This window comes from Hafnia sp. HMSC23F03, assembly GCF_001816025.1.
Taxonomy (GTDB): domain Bacteria; phylum Pseudomonadota; class Gammaproteobacteria; order Enterobacterales; family Enterobacteriaceae; genus Hafnia; species Hafnia paralvei.
Map to the genome: position 1 here is coordinate 122605 of NZ_KV824214.1, position 18124 is coordinate 140728.

Annotated in this window: 17 protein-coding genes and 1 tRNA gene; 9 read left to right on the forward strand and 9 right to left on the reverse strand. The window is 49.8% G+C overall.

Going from position 1 to position 18124, the window contains the following annotated elements; all coding sequences use genetic code 11:
- Positions 1-21: 21 nt before the first annotated feature.
- Entirely contained in the window at positions 22-1326 is a 1305-nt protein-coding gene (locus HMPREF3091_RS06190) for a CYTH domain-containing protein (protein ID WP_210403546.1), read from the reverse strand.
- A gap of 159 nt (positions 1327-1485) precedes the next feature.
- Between HMPREF3091_RS06190 and HMPREF3091_RS06195 the strand changes: the two genes are divergently transcribed.
- The 4 genes from HMPREF3091_RS06195 (at position 1486) to HMPREF3091_RS06210 (ending at position 5744) form a co-directional block, all read left to right on the forward strand.
- Positions 1486-2166 carry a TIGR00153 family protein gene (locus HMPREF3091_RS06195; RefSeq protein WP_004846674.1) on the forward strand — a complete coding sequence of 227 codons (681 nt, stop codon included), beginning with the start codon at positions 1486-1488 and terminating at the stop codon, positions 2164-2166.
- 52 nt (positions 2167-2218) lie between these two features.
- Positions 2219-3484: an inorganic phosphate transporter gene (locus HMPREF3091_RS06200; RefSeq protein WP_004846673.1), complete on the forward strand. Its 1266-nt coding sequence runs from the start codon at positions 2219-2221 to the stop codon at positions 3482-3484.
- 220 nt (positions 3485-3704) lie between these two features.
- A complete protein-coding gene (locus tag HMPREF3091_RS06205) occupies positions 3705-4322 on the forward strand; it encodes a TIGR04211 family SH3 domain-containing protein (RefSeq protein WP_004846672.1) in 618 nt (205 codons plus the stop codon).
- Positions 4323-4493: 171 nt separating this feature from the next.
- On the forward strand, positions 4494-5744 hold the full coding sequence (locus HMPREF3091_RS06210; RefSeq protein WP_070714809.1) for a multifunctional CCA addition/repair protein: 1251 nt from the start codon (positions 4494-4496) through the stop codon (positions 5742-5744).
- A gap of 63 nt (positions 5745-5807) precedes the next feature.
- Here HMPREF3091_RS06210 and bacA read toward each other — a convergent pair whose 3' ends face one another.
- Together bacA and folB are read right to left on the reverse strand one after the other, a co-directional pair.
- A complete protein-coding gene (bacA, locus tag HMPREF3091_RS06215) occupies positions 5808-6626 on the reverse strand; it encodes an undecaprenyl-diphosphate phosphatase (protein ID WP_070714811.1) in 819 nt (272 codons plus the stop codon).
- A 137-nt stretch (positions 6627-6763) separates the two neighbouring features.
- Positions 6764-7120 carry a bifunctional dihydroneopterin aldolase/7,8-dihydroneopterin epimerase gene (gene folB / locus HMPREF3091_RS06220; RefSeq protein ID WP_004846669.1) on the reverse strand — a complete coding sequence of 119 codons (357 nt, stop codon included), beginning with the start codon at positions 7118-7120 and terminating at the stop codon, positions 6764-6766.
- Positions 7121-7273: 153 nt separating this feature from the next.
- On the opposite strand from folB, the gene plsY reads away from it, so the two are divergent.
- A complete protein-coding gene (plsY, locus tag HMPREF3091_RS06225; protein WP_070714813.1) occupies positions 7274-7933 on the forward strand; it encodes a glycerol-3-phosphate 1-O-acyltransferase PlsY in 660 nt (219 codons plus the stop codon).
- Positions 7934-7990: 57 nt separating this feature from the next.
- On the opposite strand, the gene tsaD is transcribed toward plsY, so the two are convergent.
- The gene (gene tsaD / locus HMPREF3091_RS06230; protein ID WP_035502604.1) at positions 7991-9004 is read right to left on the reverse strand and encodes a tRNA (adenosine(37)-N6)-threonylcarbamoyltransferase complex transferase subunit TsaD; all 1014 of its coding nucleotides are present in this window, start codon (positions 9002-9004) and stop codon (positions 7991-7993) included.
- 280 nt (positions 9005-9284) lie between these two features.
- On the opposite strand from tsaD, the gene rpsU reads away from it, so the two are divergent.
- The 3 genes from rpsU to rpoD all read left to right on the forward strand — a co-directional run bounded on the left by rpsU (position 9285) and on the right by rpoD (position 13562).
- Positions 9285-9500, forward strand: coding sequence for a 30S ribosomal protein S21 (gene rpsU / locus HMPREF3091_RS06235; protein WP_001144069.1), 216 nt, complete (start codon positions 9285-9287; stop codon positions 9498-9500).
- A 215-nt stretch (positions 9501-9715) separates the two neighbouring features.
- Complete coding sequence (gene dnaG, locus HMPREF3091_RS06240) at positions 9716-11464, forward strand: DNA primase (protein WP_004846663.1); 1749 nt, start codon at positions 9716-9718, stop codon at positions 11462-11464.
- A 265-nt stretch (positions 11465-11729) separates the two neighbouring features.
- Entirely contained in the window at positions 11730-13562 is a 1833-nt protein-coding gene (rpoD, locus tag HMPREF3091_RS06245) for an RNA polymerase sigma factor RpoD (protein ID WP_004846659.1), read from the forward strand.
- Between the two features lie 66 nt (positions 13563-13628).
- Here the strand turns inward: rpoD and mug are convergent, their stop codons facing one another.
- The gene (gene mug, locus HMPREF3091_RS06250; RefSeq protein ID WP_004846656.1) at positions 13629-14123 is read right to left on the reverse strand and encodes a G/U mismatch-specific DNA glycosylase; all 495 of its coding nucleotides are present in this window, start codon (positions 14121-14123) and stop codon (positions 13629-13631) included.
- Positions 14124-14262: 139 nt separating this feature from the next.
- On the opposite strand from mug, the gene HMPREF3091_RS06255 reads away from it, so the two are divergent.
- Positions 14263-14338, forward strand: a tRNA-Ile gene (locus tag HMPREF3091_RS06255).
- A gap of 172 nt (positions 14339-14510) precedes the next feature.
- On the opposite strand, the gene HMPREF3091_RS22110 is transcribed toward HMPREF3091_RS06255, so the two are convergent.
- The 4 genes from HMPREF3091_RS22110 to HMPREF3091_RS06270 all read right to left on the reverse strand — a co-directional run.
- Positions 14511-14729 carry an ogr/Delta-like zinc finger family protein gene (locus HMPREF3091_RS22110; protein WP_083321377.1) on the reverse strand — a complete coding sequence of 73 codons (219 nt, stop codon included), beginning with the start codon at positions 14727-14729 and terminating at the stop codon, positions 14511-14513.
- A 66-nt stretch (positions 14730-14795) separates the two neighbouring features.
- A complete protein-coding gene (locus HMPREF3091_RS06260; RefSeq protein ID WP_070714815.1) occupies positions 14796-15896 on the reverse strand; it encodes a phage late control D family protein in 1101 nt (366 codons plus the stop codon).
- Positions 15893-16357 carry a phage tail protein gene (locus HMPREF3091_RS06265; protein ID WP_070714817.1) on the reverse strand — a complete coding sequence of 155 codons (465 nt, stop codon included), beginning with the start codon at positions 16355-16357 and terminating at the stop codon, positions 15893-15895. The genes HMPREF3091_RS06260 and HMPREF3091_RS06265 overlap by 4 nt, the downstream gene beginning before the upstream one ends.
- Positions 16357-18124: phage tail tape measure protein (locus HMPREF3091_RS06270; protein ID WP_246839959.1), on the reverse strand; the 1768-nt coding region annotated here is incomplete at its 5' end. The genes HMPREF3091_RS06265 and HMPREF3091_RS06270, both read right to left, overlap by 1 nt.

Consider the following 18124-nt stretch of genomic DNA (forward strand, 5'->3'; position numbering starts at 1 on the left):
TGCCTAAGAAGGAGCGACGAATCAATGAGTACCATTCAACCAAAATACGGGCTGATCCATGGCATGCTTACGGGTAGATTCAATATATGCTTCCTGTTTCTGGATGATGGCTTGTTGCAGCGTCTGCCAACCAGATAAATATTGCGCAACATCCTCATCGGGATACGCACCTGACAGCACATGAAACGACAGCAGTTGGCGAACCAAACGCGTATATTTATCCTGATATTCGCCGCCATGATGCACATGGTCAAAGGCTTCCTTCAGCTCAGCACCGGCACGACCTAACATGATGTCGGCAAAGCGCTTGAAGGACGCATTCAATTTAGTTTGAGTTTTCTCATTCACAAAAGAACGCCAGCCTGCGGTCGCTATCCAGCAAGTAAGTGCTAACTGGGTATTCAGATACAACGGGCTAAAACAGACCTTTTGTGCATCTAAACGCGGCGTCGCCAATTGTTCTTCCAGCGCGGTCAGCCCCGCACGCAGCTCAGTGCTTGCCTTACGCGGTACTAATCCACCGAACAGCACAAAAATCTGTCGCAGCAGTTCAACCGCTTCAAGTACGGTTTTCTGCGCTTTACGGTCACCCTGTAACCAAACTTCCTCGTTGGCTTGCCAGTGACGTAGTGCAAAGGTAAAGGCGTCAGTCATGCCCTGCTCGACGCTGGCTTTAGGTGCTACTTTCAGTATTCCAAGCGGAACAATTTCACGCTGCGGATTGCCTTTTTCCAGATGATAACCCCGCGCTGCTTTGCTTAAACTTCCTAAGCGAAGTCCCCCTTCGGCGGTAATTTCCTGCGCAAAGGCCAGTAAATCTTCGCGACTACCAGATTTCAACTCCAGCTCAATCTCATATAGCGGCTCGCTCAGCTCGCCGGCTTTGACCTCGCCTTGATCCAACGCAACCTCTATCTCGCTGGAACGGTAAGTAACCACCCACTTTTCACGCGCAAAATGCGTGCTAAACACGGGAGATAGTGCAGCTTGCAATACATCAACATCGCAACCCTTCGGCCAAACTTCTGGCGGAAGCAGACGAATATCTAAATCGGCGCCTTTCAGTTCAACGTTAAACTCAGGTCGCTGGTGCAGGCCACCAATGGTTTTCCCCGCCGTTTTGAGCGTCATCTCATAGCGATCGCCATAGCCACGAACGCGTAATCCCATGTCATAACCACGTAACGTGTTATCAGACGTCTCATAATAGATGTTGGTCAGTTTTTGAGCCGCCGTATGTACATTTGGCCACGGAGCCAAACGCGCAGAAAGTTGTTCCGCGACTTCTGGCGTAGCGATGAATTTTAGTTCGATTTCTACGGTCATAGCTTCGGTCATAGTTTCATTCACATTAAGGTTTTACCGAACTATATCAATAAGTTCGGCTTGAAATACAAAAATTGTGTGCAACACAAAACACATCAGTTAACATGCGCACCCTTCTGACAACTTTTGCGCAGAAAACCATCAAAAGGTGCATGAGTGATGCCAGTAAATACTATTTTAGGATTGTTTGCCAAGTCTCCCCTGAAACCGCTTCAGGAACATGCTAGCCGCGTGCATGAATGTTGCTCGCTGCTGGTGCCTTTCTTTCAAGCCACCGCTCAACAGCAGTGGGATGAAGCCCAACATATTCGTGAGCTGATTTCTACTCTGGAAAAGCAGGCTGACGTGCTTAAACGGGAAATTCGCCTCAAGCTACCGCGCGGCCTGTTTCTCCCGGTTGACCGCACTGACATGCTTGATTTAGTTACCCAGCAAGATCGTTTGGCCAATCGCGCCAAGGATATTGCGGGTCGTGTCATTGGCCGCAATTTGCAGGTACCACAGCAGATGCAGGCAGATTTCATGATCTACCTACAGCGCTGCCTAGATGCTACCACGCAGGCGAATAAAGTGATCCACGAACTGGACGAACTTTTGGAAACCGGCTTTCGTGGACGCGAAGCATCCTTGGTCGAGCAAATGGTGATGGAGTTAGATCACATTGAAGATGACACCGATCATCAGCAGATCCTACTACGTCAAGCATTGCTCGTCCTCGAGCCACAGCATAACCCTATCGACGTGATGTGCCTGTATCAGGTCATGGAGTGGATTGGCAGCCTTGCCGACGAATCTCTGCGCGTCGGTTCTCGCCTTGAGCTGATGCTGGCTCGCGGCTAACCCTTGGTTTCTTATTGTTAACTTTAATCTTTTATATTTTGGACTCACATAAATGGCAATTATTGCTGACCACGGCACTTTGCTGATCCTCATCGCTGCATTTTTTGGCTTGCTGATGGCGATTGGTATCGGGGCTAATGACGTTGCAAACGCCATGGGCACCTCCGTTGGCGCCCGCGCTATCACCGTCCGTCAGGCGATCATTATCGCCATGATATTTGAATTCGCCGGTGCCTATTTGGCCGGAGGTGAAGTCACGCAAACTATTCGTAATGGCATTATTGATACCAGCGCGTTTAGCGCCCAGCCGGACGTGCTGATATTCGGCATGATGTCATCGTTGCTAGCCGCCGGTATCTGGCTTATTTTGGCCTCGATGATGGGCTGGCCGGTATCGACGACCCACTCCATCATTGGTGCAATTATTGGCTTTGCCTGCGTATCCGTCGGGCCTGATGCCGTAGAATGGGGCGGCGTGAAAGGTATTGTCGGCAGTTGGATCATTACACCTCTCATTTCCGGCGTAGTGGCCTACGGTATTTTCCTCAGCGCTCAGCGCCTGATCTTTAATACTGATAAACCGTTTGCCAACGCCCGCCGCTATGGCCCTATTTATATGTTTTTGACGTCGTTGGTCATTTTGCTGGTGACCATCAAAAAAGGGTTAAAACACGTTGGGTTACACCTAACCAACGGAGAAACGTGGCTTATCTCTATCGCCCTCTCCGTACTGGTGATGGTTGGCGGCTATTTCTATCTCGCGCGGAAGTCCTTCGTCGATAACGCCGATGAAGAAGACCATTTTCGCGGCGTAGAAAAAGTATTTAGCCTATTAATGGTGATTACCGCCTGTGCGATGGCCTTCGCCCATGGCTCCAATGACGTCGCCAACGCTATCGGGCCACTTTCCGCCATCGTTGCTATTGTGCATGATCCCATCGCACTCGCATCTACCTCACCTATTGTTTGGTGGATATTACCGCTGGGCGGAATTGGTATCGTGATTGGTTTAGCGCTGATGGGCCGTCGTGTCATGGAAACCGTAGGTAGCGGCATCACCGACCTCACGCCAAGCCGTGGGTTCGCCGCGCAGTTTGCCACCGCGTCAACTGTGGTTATCGCATCAGGAACCGGGCTGCCAATCTCTACCACGCAAACTCTGGTGGGTGCCGTGTTAGGCGTAGGTTTTGCTCGCGGTATAGCGGCGTTAAATCTCAACGTTGTGCGAAATATCGTCGCATCGTGGATCATTACGCTGCCAGCCGGTGCAGGACTATCGATCGTTCTGTTTTATATTTTGCAGGCGCTTTTTGGCTAATCTGCACTTTTAGTTAATCCGCTACTGAAAGCCAAATAAATAGATAAAACCACAGGTCTGATAATCAATTATTAGGCCTGTTTATTTTTAGCGGCGGGCGTGGAACGTTGTCACTGCCAGCGTTAGAAGTCAGAAAGTTCCCATTTCGGATTTTTCATTGCGTCGCCACACTGTTCCCCGTAGTATTTTGTCTCTTCATCCACTTAAAAATGAAAATCAGATGCATAAATTTCGCTTAGTTTGTTTAACACTACTCGCCGCCTGCTTTACGCTGAACGCCCATGCTGAAGAGAAGCGCTACATTTCCGACGAACTGAATACTTATGTCCACAGTGGCCCAGGCAACCAGTATCGTATTGTCGGAACACTGAATGCGGGTGAAGAAGTTGAACTGCTGAGCGTTAATGCAGATAACAAATATGGTCAGGTGCGCGATGCTAAAGGTCGTACCGTGTGGCTACCGATGGAACAGTTGAGCACCGAACCCAGTTTGCGTAGCCGAGTTCCAGAGTTGGAACAGCAGGTCAAAACCCTAACGGACAAGCTGACCAATATCGATAACAGCTGGAACCAGCGTACTGCCGAGATGCAGCAAAAAGTCGCCAACAGCGACAACACCATCAACGGCCTAAAATCAGAAAATCAAAATCTGAAAGAACAACTGGCTAGCGCTCAAAAAAAGATGAGCGTCATCGATACGCAGTTGGATGATAAAAAACGCGCCATCTTCATGGAGTGGTTCCTCTACGGTGGCGGCGTCGCAGGTGGTGGCCTGCTGCTAGGCCTGCTTTTACCGCGCCTAATCCCGCGCCGGAAAAAAGATCGCTGGATGAACTAATCACTCATGATAAAAAACGCCGCTTGCGGCGTTTTTTGTTTCTGCACTCGTAAGGTTTGTCGTAACCTATAGTTAACAATCATCTGTTCCAAACAATTGTTTTATCCCTTTCATATCTTGAGTGACGATAACGTTACAGCAAGTATGCGGGCTATCTCTGAGGAAGTAAGCTTGAAGATTTTCTTGGTCGGCGGAGCCGTACGCGATAAACGATTAAATTTACCGGTTTATGATCGCGACTGGGTGATTGAAGGTGCAACCCCAGAAGAACTTATTGCGCAAGGGTTTGAGCAAGTTGGGAAAGATTTCCCCGTTTTTCTACACCCAAAATCTCACGAAGAATATGCTCTGGCGCGTACCGAGCGTAAGTCAGGCCGTGGTTACACTGGTTTTGTCACCTACTTCGCTCCCGATGTGACGCTAGAGCAGGATTTGCTGCGCCGCGATCTCACCATAAACGCTATGGCTGAAAGCGCTGATGGTACGCTTATCGATCCCTATGGTGGCCTAGACGACCTGAATAACAAAGTGTTACGCCACGTCTCGGATGCGTTTCATGAAGACCCTCTCCGCGTTTTGCGCGTCGCACGTTTTGCTGCTCGCTTTGCCCATCTAGGATTCCATGTCGCAGCAGAAACCATGGCGCTGATGACGCAAATGACTGCTGACAACGAGTTGCAAAATCTCACGCCAGAGCGCGTCTGGCGCGAAACTGAAAAAGCATTGATGACGCAAAGCCCGCAGATCTATTTCCAAGTGTTGCGTGACTGCGGTGCGCTGGCCATTTTATTTCCGGAAATCGATAATCTGTTTGGCGTACCGGCTCCAGAAAAGTGGCACCCAGAAATTGATACCGGAATACATACGCTGATGGCGCTAGCCATGGCCGCTAAACTCACTGAAGAGGTTGATGTACGGTTCGCCACGCTAACGCATGATTTAGGCAAAGGCCTAACACCGCCTGAACTCTGGCCACATCACCATGGACACGGCCCTGCGGGTGTGAAACTGGTGGAAGCACTTTGCCAACGAATGCGCGTACCTAATGCCGTTCGAGAGTTAGCAAAAATTGTGGCTGAATATCACGACCTTATCCATACCGTGGAAAAATTACGGCCAGTTACGCTGCTAAAGCTATTTGATTCTATTGATGTATGGCGCAAACCACATCGTTTGGATCAGATGATTATGACCAGCGAGGCCGATGCGCGGGGCAGAACCGGTTTTGAAAATAATCCCTACCCACAAGGTGATTACCTACGGGCAGCCTATAAAGTGGCCGAAGGCGTGTCTGTACGAGACGTCGTGGATGCGGGATTCAAAGGACAGCAAATTCGTGAAGAGTTACAGCAACGCCGTTTACATGCGCTAAAAACCTGGAAACAGGAAGTTTCGCCTCAAGAAGACGCAAATAGTCGCTAGAACTCCTGATAAAAAAGGCCTCGGTATAAACCAGAGGCCTTTTTTCATCTCATTAGACGTTCCTTACAGGAACACCACATAGACCACTGCAGCGACAATAAAACGATAAATCGCGAATGGTACAAAAGAGATACGTTTAATCACGCTGAGGAAGGTTTTAATCGCAATCAGCGCCACGATAAACGCCGTGACGAATCCCACCGCAAACATGGGCAAATCAGCCACTGAGAGAAACGGCAGACTTTTATACAGCTCTAACGCCGTTGCACCCATCATCATTGGTACAGCCAAAATGAAAGAGAATTCAGACGCAGCAAAGCGGCTCACGCCCATCAGCATACCGCCGGAAATGGTGGCTCCTGAGCGGGAGAAACCGGGCCAAAGCGCAAGACACTGAAAACAACCGATCATAAACGCCTGACGATAGGTAATATCATCCAGCCCTACCGCTCTCGGCTGCTTCGGCTTGAGCCATTCTGCGGCCAGCAGTAGAAAACCGCCGACAACCAACGCATACACAACGGTTCGTGGCGCAAAGAGCGTCTTAATCGCATCGTGAAACACTAACCCCATCACCACCGCAGGGATCATCGCCAGAATAATGTGCCCTAGCGTCAAATGCCCCTGAGTTTTCCCTTCATGCAAGGGAGGCTGACCAAAGTGGATGCCGATCAAACCAAACAGGCGACGCCAGAACATCACTACAACGGCTAAAATCGAGCCTAGTTGAATGATAACTTCAAAGGTTTTCGCTTTATCACCTTCAAATCCCAACCAGTGGCCGACAATAATCATATGTCCCGTTGACGAAACGGGCAGAAACTCAGTAACACCCTCTACAACCCCAAGAATAAACGCATTGATCAGCAAATGCAGATCCATAAAAGCACTACCCTTTTTAAACGCGCAATAAACGCAAAAAAGTGACGCTATTGCGCCACTTATGATGTAAGACTGTGACTAGGCTAAATCAATAAAGTTTCGCCAATATGACATTAAAATCATACTGTTCTCACAAATTAAATCCGCTTTCCGCGTTCAATCTGTACGCCAACGCTTTTGGCGTGGGCAACCGCCCCTGGCTTACTCACTTTAATTCGTACCCAAGGGCTATTAAATCTATCCATCAGCATCACAGCCACTTCTTCCGCAACTCGCTCAACCAAAGCAAACTGATTCGGCTCAACATGCTTGATGACGGCTTCACTGACATCGGCGTAACTTAAACAGTCAGACACATCGTCACTCAGCGCTGCTTTGCGATTATCCCACGCCAGCTCTATATCAAATACCAGCTTTTGGCGAATGGTTTGCTCCCAGTCATAAACACCAATTGTGGTAATGACGGTTAATTCTTCAATAAATACGATGTCCATCACGTGATTCTCGGTTTTTGCCTTTGGTTGGATACCACTTCTGTTTGAATGTGCGTATTATCCACAGATATGGTTGTTAAAACGACCCTTAACCTTTATACCCTTTTATGTCTTTTGATGTAAAAAACAACGAACGTAAGACGGAGCTGAGTTATGAGTGCGACTGCGTTAGGCATGATTATTCTCGCATACCTGTGCGGCTCCATTTCCAGCGCGATTGTCGTCTGTCGAGTGGCGGGTCTACCCGATCCACGTGAGAACGGCTCTGGAAATCCGGGAGCTACCAATGTGTTACGCATTGGGGGCAAAACCGCCGCCGCCGCTGTGCTAATTTTTGATGTGCTCAAAGGTATGCTGCCCGTTTGGCTAGCCTATAAATTTGATGTTGCACCTCTTTACCTTGGATTGACCGCAATAGCGGCCTGCCTAGGCCATATCTACCCAGTGTTTTTTCATTTCCGCGGTGGGAAAGGCGTGGCGACAGCATTCGGAGCCATCGCACCTATCGGTTGGGATCTTACCGGTCTCATGACCGTAACATGGCTGCTCACCGTGTTGCTGAGTGGTTATTCTTCACTTGGCGCAATCGTCAGTGCGCTGGTTGCTCCGTTTTATGTATGGTGGTTCACCCCCCAGTTTACGTTTCCGGTTGCGATGCTTTCCTGCTTAATTCTGATGCGCCACCACGACAACATCCAACGTTTGTGGCGCGGGCAAGAAAGCAAAATCTGGAAGAAACTCAAAAAACCTACGAAAACAACTGACACCACCACTGAAGACTCGGTTTCTGAGAAAAAGCATACCGACCAATAGCAAAATGGCGACCTACAGGTCGCCATTTTCAGATTCACATATTGCTATCTATAAACGTTACACCGCTGGCAGCTCAGCTAAAGGCCAGCGTGGGCGCACGGAAACACTCAGGTCAGCATTTACACCGCTCTTCAGTCGCACCATTCCGGCGTACGCAATCATCGCGCCATTGTCAGTACAAAACTCAGGGCGGGCATAAAAGACTTCACCACCGCGCTTTTTCATCATTTCGGCCAAACGAGCTCGCAGCGTACGGTTAGCGCTGACGCCACCGGCCATCACCAAACGTTTGAATCCTGTTTGCTCTAATGCGCGTTTACATTTAATCGCCAGCGTATCGACCACGGCATCTTCAAATGCGCGGGCAATATCTGCGCGCGTTTGATCGTCGGCCTCATTATTACGGATAGTGTTCGCGGCAAAAGTTTTCAAACCGGAAAAACTGAAATCAAGGCCGGGGCGATCGGTCATTGGGCGAGGGAACACAAAGCGTCCGGCCTCTCCCTGCTGCGCCATTTTCGATAACATTGGGCCACCCGGGTAGTCTAACCCCAGCAGTTTAGCGGTTTTATCGAAAGCTTCACCGGCGGCGTCATCAATAGATTCGCCTAACAATTCGTATTGCCCCATACCGGTTACGCTGATGAGCTGGGTATGCCCGCCAGAAACGAGCAGAGCAACAAATGGAAACGCCGGAGGATTATCTTCCAGCATTGGAGCAAGCAAATGGCCTTCCATATGATGAACAGGAACCGCAGGTAAATCCCATGCAAATGCCAACGCACGTCCCACGGTCGCGCCCACCAATAACGCACCAACCAGACCTGGCCCTGCGGTATATGCGACGCCATCGAGATCTTTTGCCGTTAAATTGGCTTCTTTTAGGGCCGCCTGAATCAGGGGAATGGTTTTGCGCACATGGTCGCGAGATGCCAGTTCAGGGACAACGCCACCGTAATCAGCATGTAGTTTTATCTGGCTATACAACTGGTTAGCCAAAATACCTTGTTCATCGTCATAAATGGCGATACCGGTTTCATCACAGGATGTTTCGATGCCCAGAATGCGCATGGCGGCTCCAACAACTTTTCTCCAACAACTAAGGTGGCGCATAATAGCACAATTCAGCTATACTGTTCCGCTTTCGTGCTGTGGCAAATTAACCGACTAAAAACCACCTGCTATCCTTGCTGTAACAAGTCAACGTAACAGTTGGATAGTGAAAATCCTGTGGACATTAGCGCATCATTGCTTTACAAAGCGGTGCTGTTCGGATTAAAATTCCGCACCATTTTTGAACAGCTGACACTAGGTCAGCGAAAAGACCGATTTATATCGAGGTGAGAGGCACATGCCGGTAATTAAAGTACGTGAAAACGAGCCGTTCGACGTAGCTCTGCGTCGCTTCAAACGTTCATGCGAAAAAGCGGGCGTTTTAGCTGAAGTTCGTCGTCGTGAATTCTATGAAAAACCGACTACTGAGCGTAAACGCGCTAAAGCGTCTGCAGTAAAACGTCACGCCAAGAAACTGGCTCGCGAAAACGCACGTCGCACCCGTCTGTACTAGTTTGTTCGGGGTGAAAGCCCCAACAAATGGTTCACAGACCATGTTGTTGTCTGTCGTAGTAGTGTTTTAAGAAGCTCTATTTTGATGTGCAGCAACATACGAAGGCCGTGCCTTCCGAAAGGAATGCGCGGCTTGTTCTCGTTTATAGGCTGAAAAATTGTCAACGCTGCTGGCGGTTTTGCAGTCGCGCAAACAGACTAATAATGTAAGGGCTTATGGCAGGACGAATCCCACGTGTATTCATAAATGACTTGCTAGCTCGGACCGATATTGTCGATCTGGTCGATGCGCGTGTGAAATTAAAAAAGCAGGGCAAGAACTACCATGCCTGCTGTCCATTCCATAACGAAAAAACACCTTCATTCACCGTTAACGCGGACAAACAGTTCTACCACTGCTTCGGCTGTGGGGCACATGGTAACGCCATCGATTTTTTGATGAACTACGACAGACTTGAGTTTGTCGAAAGCGTCGAAGAACTGGCCACTATGGCAGGCCTAGAGATTCCTTATGAAGCAGGAACCGGCCCCAGCCAGATCGAGCGTCACCAACGTCAGAATTTGTATCAGTTGATGGACGGCCTAAGCGATTTCTATCAGCAGGCTTTACGTCAGCCGAGCAGTCAATCGGCGCAGCAATATTTGATGCAGCGCGGACTGAGCCAGGAAATTATTGATCACTTTGCTATCGGCTATGCCCCTGCAGGTTGGGATAACGCACTCAAGCGTTTTGGCCGTGACCCTGCTAGCCGCACTGCGCTTAATGATGCGGGCATGCTGGTCAATAATGATAATGGCCGCACGTACGACCGTTTCCGCGACCGCGTGATGTTTCCTATCCGCGACAGACGCGGGCGGGTTATTGCTTTCGGTGGCCGTATTTTGGGTGATGGTACGCCTAAATACCTTAACTCCCCTGAAACCGATATTTTCCATAAAGGCCGCCAGCTATTTGGCCTGTATGAAGCACAGCAGCGCCATCCTGAATTGGCTCGCCTGCTGGTTGTTGAAGGTTATATGGATGTGGTGGCACTGGCGCAGTTCGGCATCGATTATGCCGTAGCCTCGCTAGGAACCTCGACCACATCAGAACATATTCAGTTAATGTTCCGCACCACCGATACCGTGGTGTGCTGCTACGACGGCGATAACGCCGGACGTGAAGCCGCATGGCGTGCGCTGGAAACCGCGCTGCCGTTTCTATCCGATGGTCGGCAGTTGAAATTTATGTTCCTGCCCGATGGTGAAGACCCGGATACGCTGGTGCGTAAAGAAGGCACCGCTGCATTTGAACAACGCATTGAGCAAGCCCAGCCGCTGTCAGCATTCTTATTTGATACGTTGATGCCACAGGTCGATTTGAGTACTCCCGATGGGCGTACTAAGCTCAGTGCTTTAGCTTTACCGCTGATTGGACAGATCCCAGGTGAAACCCTAAGGTTGTACCTACGGCAGTTTTTAGGGCAAAAATTAGGCATTCTCGACGATAGTCAGCTTGAAAAACTGCTGCCGCGTCAGGCCGAGACCGGAAATAGTTACCAGCAGCCTCAGCTAAAACGCACGACTATGCGTATACTTATAGGACTACTGGTACAAAATCCATCGCTGGCGGCTGAAGTTCCAACGCTTGAAGGTTTACGGGAACATCCACTGCCGGGATTGCCATTATTTATTGAACTGGTAGAAACCTGTTTGGCGCAGCCGGGGCTAACTACCGGCCAGTTGATTGAGCTATACCGTGATAATAAATATGCTCAACAGCTTGAAACTTTGGCAACTTGGAACCACATGGTTGTTGAGGACATGGTTCATCAAACGTTCGTCGATACATTGGGCAGTCTCTACGACTCCATGCTCGAACAGCGTCAGGAAGAACTCATCGCGTTGGATCGAACCCAAGGCTTAAATGCCGATCAGCGACGAGAACTGTGGGCCCTCAATCAAGCGCTGGCAAAAAAAACATAATCAGCAAGACATAACGAAACCTATTTATTTTAAGCGCAACACCTTGTTTTAACTAGGAATGGCAAACACTTCCCAAACCTAAAAAAGCAAGATTAGCGTTTAAAATCTGAATTACGGCTTAAGTGCCGATGAAAAGCGGGGACAAGCCCCCGCATAATGCCGCAATACCGGGGAGCGGCGCGCAATCAAAAAAACCCGTGTCAGTTATTGTTGGCGGTTCTGCTGCCCAACACCGATTTAAACTCTGAAGTGTGGATACCGTCTTATGGAGCAAAACCCGCAGTCACAGCTAAAACTTCTTGTTACCAAGGGCAAGGAGCAAGGCTACCTGACCTATGCTGAGGTCAATGACCATCTGCCGGAAGATATCGTCGACTCCGACCAGATCGAAGACATCATCCAGATGATTAATGACATGGGTATTCAGGTGATGGAAGAAGCACCTGACGCCGATGATTTGATGCTGGCAGAAAACATCGCTGACGAAGATGCCGCCGAAGCTGCTGTGCAGGTGCTATCAAGCGTAGAATCCGAGATCGGCCGCACTACTGACCCCGTCCGCATGTATATGCGTGAAATGGGTACCGTAGAACTTCTGACCCGTGAAGGCGAAATCGACATCGCTAAACGTATCGAAGACGGTATCAATCAGGTTCAGTGCTCTGTTGCCGAGTACCCAGAAGCCATTACCTACCTGCTTGAACAATACGATCGTGTTGAAGCAGAAGAAGCGCGTCTGTCCGATATCATTACCGGCTTTGTCGACCCTAACGCAGAAGAAGATTTGGCGCCAACCGCGACCAACGTCGGCTCTGAACTCTCTTCAGAAGATCTGAATGACGACGATGAAGAAGAAGACGAAGACGACGACAGCGAAGATGACAACAGCATCGATCCAGAACTGGCTCGCCAGAAATTCTCTGAACTGCGCGAGCAGTATGAGAAAACACGCGTAGCGATTAAAACTCATGGCCGCAGCCATGCGAAAGCGGCAGAAGAGATCCTGAATCTTTCTGAAGTTTTCAAACAGTTCCGCTTAGTGCCGAAGCAGTTTGACTATCTGGTCAACAACATGCGTCAGATGATGGATCGCGTTCGTACTCAAGAACGTTTGATCATGAAGCTGTGTGTTGAACAAAGCAAAATGCCGAAGAAAAACTTCATCACCCTGTTCACCGGCAACGAAACCAACACCACTTGGTTCGACGCTGCGTTAGCAATGGCTAAGCCATGGGGCGAGAAGCTGAAAGACGTGCGTGAAGACGTTGAGCGCAGCCTGCAAAAACTGCATCAGATCGAAGAAGAAACCGGTCTGACTATCGAGCAAGTCAAAGATATCAACCGTCGTATGTCTATCGGTGAAGCGAAAGCGCGCCGTGCGAAGAAAGAAATGGTTGAGGCGAACTTACGTCTGGTTATTTCCATCGCGAAGAAATACACCAACCGTGGCCTGCAGTTCTTGGATCTGATTCAGGAAGGTAACATCGGTCTGATGAAAGCGGTTGATAAGTTCGAATACCGCCGTGGTTATAAGTTCTCAACTTATGCTACATGGTGGATCCGTCAGGCGATTACTCGTTCTATCGCGGATCAGGCTCGCACCATCCGTATCCCGGTACATATGATTGAGACAATTAACAAACTCAACCGTATTTCCCGCCAGATGCTGCAAGAGATGGGCCGTGAGCCGACGCCGGAAGAGCTGGCTGAACGCATGATGATGCCGGAAGATAAGATCCGTAAAGTGCTGAAGATCGCGAAAGAGCCGATCTCAATGGAAACCCCAATCGGTGATGATGAAGATTCACATCTGGGCGATTTCATTGAAGATACGACGCTGGAGCTGCCGCTGGACTCTGCCACTTCCGAGAGCCTGCGTTCTGCAACTCGCGACGTTCTGTCTGGCCTCACAGCGCGTGAAGCGAAAGTCCTGCGTATGCGTTTCGGTATCGATATGAACACTGACCATACTCTGGAAGAAGTGGGCAAACAGTTCGACGTTACCCGTGAGCGTATTCGTCAGATCGAAGCGAAGGCACTGCGTAAACTGCGCCATCCTAGCCGTTCTGAAGTATTGCGTAGCTTCCTGGACGATTAATGTCTTCCGCTTAGGACTAAAAAACCCGCCTTGAGCGGGTTTTTTATTATCTGAAATAATGACTAATCAGCCTAGAGCTTCGTTTAGCACTCGATAGCTCGCCACCAGTTCATCTACGGTAATACGGCTTAAGCCACTCGGATTGGGTAACACCCAAATTTGCGTGTTTCCTATCGTCTTTTCTTGACGACCCCAATCAACCTTACGAATACCAAATGCCTGCGTGTACGCCTGCTTGCCGAGGATAGCGATAGATTGCGGCTGGTAGCTCAGGATTTTCTCTTCGAGCGCTTCACCGCCCGCACGTAACTCCTCGCGGGTAACCTCAGCCGCAGTGACGGTTGGTCTTGATACCAGCGCCGTAATACCACAACCAGTATCGAGTAAATGCTTCTCATCCTGCGGAGCTAACTGACGCTGAGTAAATCCTGCCAGATGAATCACCTTCCAGAAACGATTAGTGGGATTAGCGAAGTGAAATCCCTGATGTGCCGAACTCAACCCAGGGTTAATGCCACAAAATACAACACGCAGATCGGGAGCTATTATGTCCTGAATCATCTGTCTTACATCCTATTCAATTTCAGAATGATTAAAATCTTACAGAAATTACAACGATCTAGCTATGCGCAAAAAAACCGCAACCACAACAAAGCCACTGGATCTCATGCCCTCTTTTACTCTATAATCCCCGCCACTCGGCCCCTTAGCTCAGTGGTTAGAGCAGGCGACTCATAATCGCTTGGTCGCTGGTTCAAGTCCAGCAGGGGCCACCAAATTTTAGCTTTAGATTCAGTCATTTAGGCCACTTCCTGCGAAGTGGCTTTTTTGTTTCTAATACCTAATTGGCAGCAAAATGGCAGCACATTTTTTTCTATCTGCTCCATTTCTACTTACGTGCAAAAAAAAACCCACTCAACAGTGGGCAAAAATAAGAATCAAAGAGGGTTAAAAGGCTAAAACTGACTGACCATTTTTAGCTGGATGCGGCTCAACCATATTTATTAGTTGCGGTTTAGATATGAGCCTAACCACCGTTTCATGAGAAACAAATGTCAGGCTACAATTGATATTTGTGCACTGGTGATAGCGTTCTTTAGTTTCGCTAGTGACGGTAAAACTGCTTCGCGTATGTGCTGGACACCCGCATAGTGGACAATTCATCATGATAGCTCCCCCAAACAAATCCCAATTGTGAATAATTTTAAACCATAATCACAAAATGGGACATATCTATTCCATATCTAGATCATCAATCTTCACTTCCAGCTCTAGCGCCGTTGTGTACCCGCCACCGCTTAAAGAATGGGTGACCGTCGTTAGCAGCCAGTCCGCTGCGTCGATTTCCGCTTTGAATCCCTGAACCTTAACCGGCATTTCTGGGTATAACTCGGCACGGCCACGGGCCAACTGGATAGAAAATGTTGCCACCCCGCACTGCAACTTTTGCCATGCTGCCTTTGCCGCTCTCTCAGCGTTCCCCTTATTGGCATAGGTATGGCCCAACACCAACACATTGCCTTCGGTTCCCATCAAGTAATCCCCTTGCTTAGCCTCCGGCTCTTTAGGTTTGGCCTTACTTTTGGTTTTACGTTTACGCTTGACCGCTACCTGCTCTTTTTTCTTTGGCTCTCGCGTATTTAACCAGCTCGCAGTAACGCCGGTATAAGCCCCACGATCAGCCAATCCAAAGCGGTGTTGGTCACCATCACCGCGCACGATAGTGACTGCAGGGATAGGTTTTCCACTGGCCGTTCTGCCCTGTCCTTGGCGAATAAACAGCAACTTTCCCCCTTTCACCGAGGCCACAGCGCCTTCTTGTTTTGCCAATCTCGTCAAAAAACTGCCGTCTGATTCATTGGTTTGATCGACATGGGGGATTTTTACCTTCTCCAGCGTGCTATCCAATGCCACGTCCAGCTTGTTGCGCTTGGCAATGGTCGTCACGATATCGCCCAGCGTTTTGTCGTGGTACGAGGCCTCGCGTTGGATATTTAGGGTGTCCCGAAAGTCGGCACTACGCGCACGCAGGGTCAGCTTATCCGGCGCACCGGAATGCTCGATCTCATCCACCACAAATAAGCCTTTGGGGGTTAACGGTTTGCCTTTCCATCCAAGAGAGAGCGTTAATCCAACACCACGGCGCGGTAACGCTAGCGCGCCGTCGGTATCGTCCAGCTCAATATCCAACTGGTCAGCTTCAAAGCCACGGTTATCTGTTAGTGTCAGGGACATCAGGCGCTTTTCAATTTTTGCCGTGATGTCATTGCCATCCATCTTCAAACTAAATGCGGGTGCATTATCCTGCCCGCTTACCCAGTCCGGTGCGATCATGACAACATCCCGCTTAGTGCATCCTTTGCACTGTCTTTCATCTGATTAAGCTGGTCACCCAGATCGCCAAACATTTCAGCCAGTGATTCATCCACGCGCTTTAACGTAATGGTGAACTCAATCTGGCGCGCCGAGCCGTCACGAAAGAAAACCTTTTTAGTTTGGTTAATACTCTCGATCACGAACATACCGTAAATCGTTCCCGCACCATCCAGCAAAGACCACGCCTTGCCGGTTTCCGCCATCATCTCAAGTGTAAGCATTGAGAGCCGCCCACCGGTTAAGGCTGGGAATAGCTGCCCTGTCAGCGTCACGGTGTCAGTATCCGGCCCCAAAAACTGCGACGAGGGACGCAGACCCACTCGGCTATTCGTCGCGTGACGCCATGCCTTTTGCAGCTGTAGCTCCTGATAAGGCACCGTTTGCAACATAAACACAAATAATCCCAGCGTTAGCATCATCAGAATATCCCCCTGTCACTAAATCCACTACGCGCTCGCGCCTGCTCTTTACGTTCCCGTTCATCCATTGCCTGCATCACCATGCGTGCAATATCCTGCGGCGATTGATTTGGTGCGGCATGAATATGGATCTCGGTGTGATTACCCGCCGCCGATGATGTCGTGGCCGCCTTGACCGCTACCACCGGCGCAGACCGATACTCTGCCGCCGGTAGACTGAACGGATGAAGAGGCGCAGCTGCCGCAGGAACAACCGCACTCATCCCTAGCGCAGCCACTGCCGCCATAACCGCCGTTTGTTTTCGCCCTGTAACACGCGCTGGGCCGTTAACCAATTCAGGCCCACGCTCGCCAACGATGCCAAACTGACCTGATGGAATGGTGCCACCACTGTCATACATTCCCGCAAAGCCCAGCCCCGACGGACTCGGGATTGGCGCACCATGCGCCCCGCTCACCGGTCCCACTGCTTTATCTGATTTCATCCAATCAGGCAGATAGTTGGATAACGATGTCAGTTTGGCTTTCAGGGTTTCCCACTTCTCATTAATTCCCGCCATCAGGCTGTCGATCATATTGCGGCCAGCCTCGACAAACTGCGCAGGTAGCGCTTGTACACCGGCCACAATTTCCGCCCATTTATTCGCGATAAACAACGTGATGGCGTTCCATGTTTCACTTGTCCATTGGCTAATACTGGCCCATAGCGCCTTGATTTTGGGTCCCAACGTGTCCCAGTTCTGCCAGATATAAATTGCGGCCATTGCAATGCCCGCCAGAATAGCTAGCAGGGGGTTAGCTAACATCGCTCGCCCTAACCACAACACCGCCGTACCAACAAAACGAAAGGCTTTAGCTAGCCCCCCCAATAGACCAATAATGCTTGGCAGCTTCATCCCCAGTAAACTTAGCCCGAAACGTAAAACAGCATAGGGCCCCAGTAACCCCGCCAACGTAATGGCTAGCCCACCAAACCCAGCTAAAAGCAAGGCAGCACCGGCTGCGGTTTTCACTAGCCCTCCAGCCAGCCGTGGGTTTTCTTCAACAAAACGACGAAAGGCACCGGTGGCACGCTTTGCTAGGTCGATCACTTCTAGAAGTGGATCACGCAACGTTTCACCCAGTGAAGCAAAGGTGTTTTTGACGCCGGTTTGCAACAGTAAGAACTGGGAAGAGAGAGAATTTTTATCAATGTCAGACTCACGCTGCATTGAACCTTTGGCCCCTGATTTCTGCGTTAGGCCGAGCTGGCGAATAAATTCATCAATGTTTAGCCCCAGCTTCTGCGCATCGTCGCCAAACTCTTTGCCAAACAGCTGCGTCATCACACTGAGCTGTTTCTCTTTTGACAATCCCTTGATGCGCCCCAACACATCCTGAATGGTCGCTACCGCATTATGGGCAATCCCTTTTTCCAATTTATTCGCATTCAGGCCCAGCGTATTCATCCCCTCAATAAAGCGTTTGCTCTGCATGGACGCGATCCCCAATTCACGTACCATTGCCTTACTCGCTGATGCCGCCACCTCTGGCGCAGCACCTAGGGAAAGGAATGTCGATCCCAACGCTGCCGCCTGCTTGTAATCCATCTTGTCGGCAATATCGCCCATGCGCTGCATCACGTTGATGATGTCCGCGCCTTTAGATTGCGCGTTATCGTCCAGATAGTTGAGCGTGTCGCCCAGCTCTTCTAAATTGCTGATAGGGATTTTGTACAGAAACGCAATCTTGCCGAGATCTTCCGCTAACTGGTCGGCGGGCATTTCA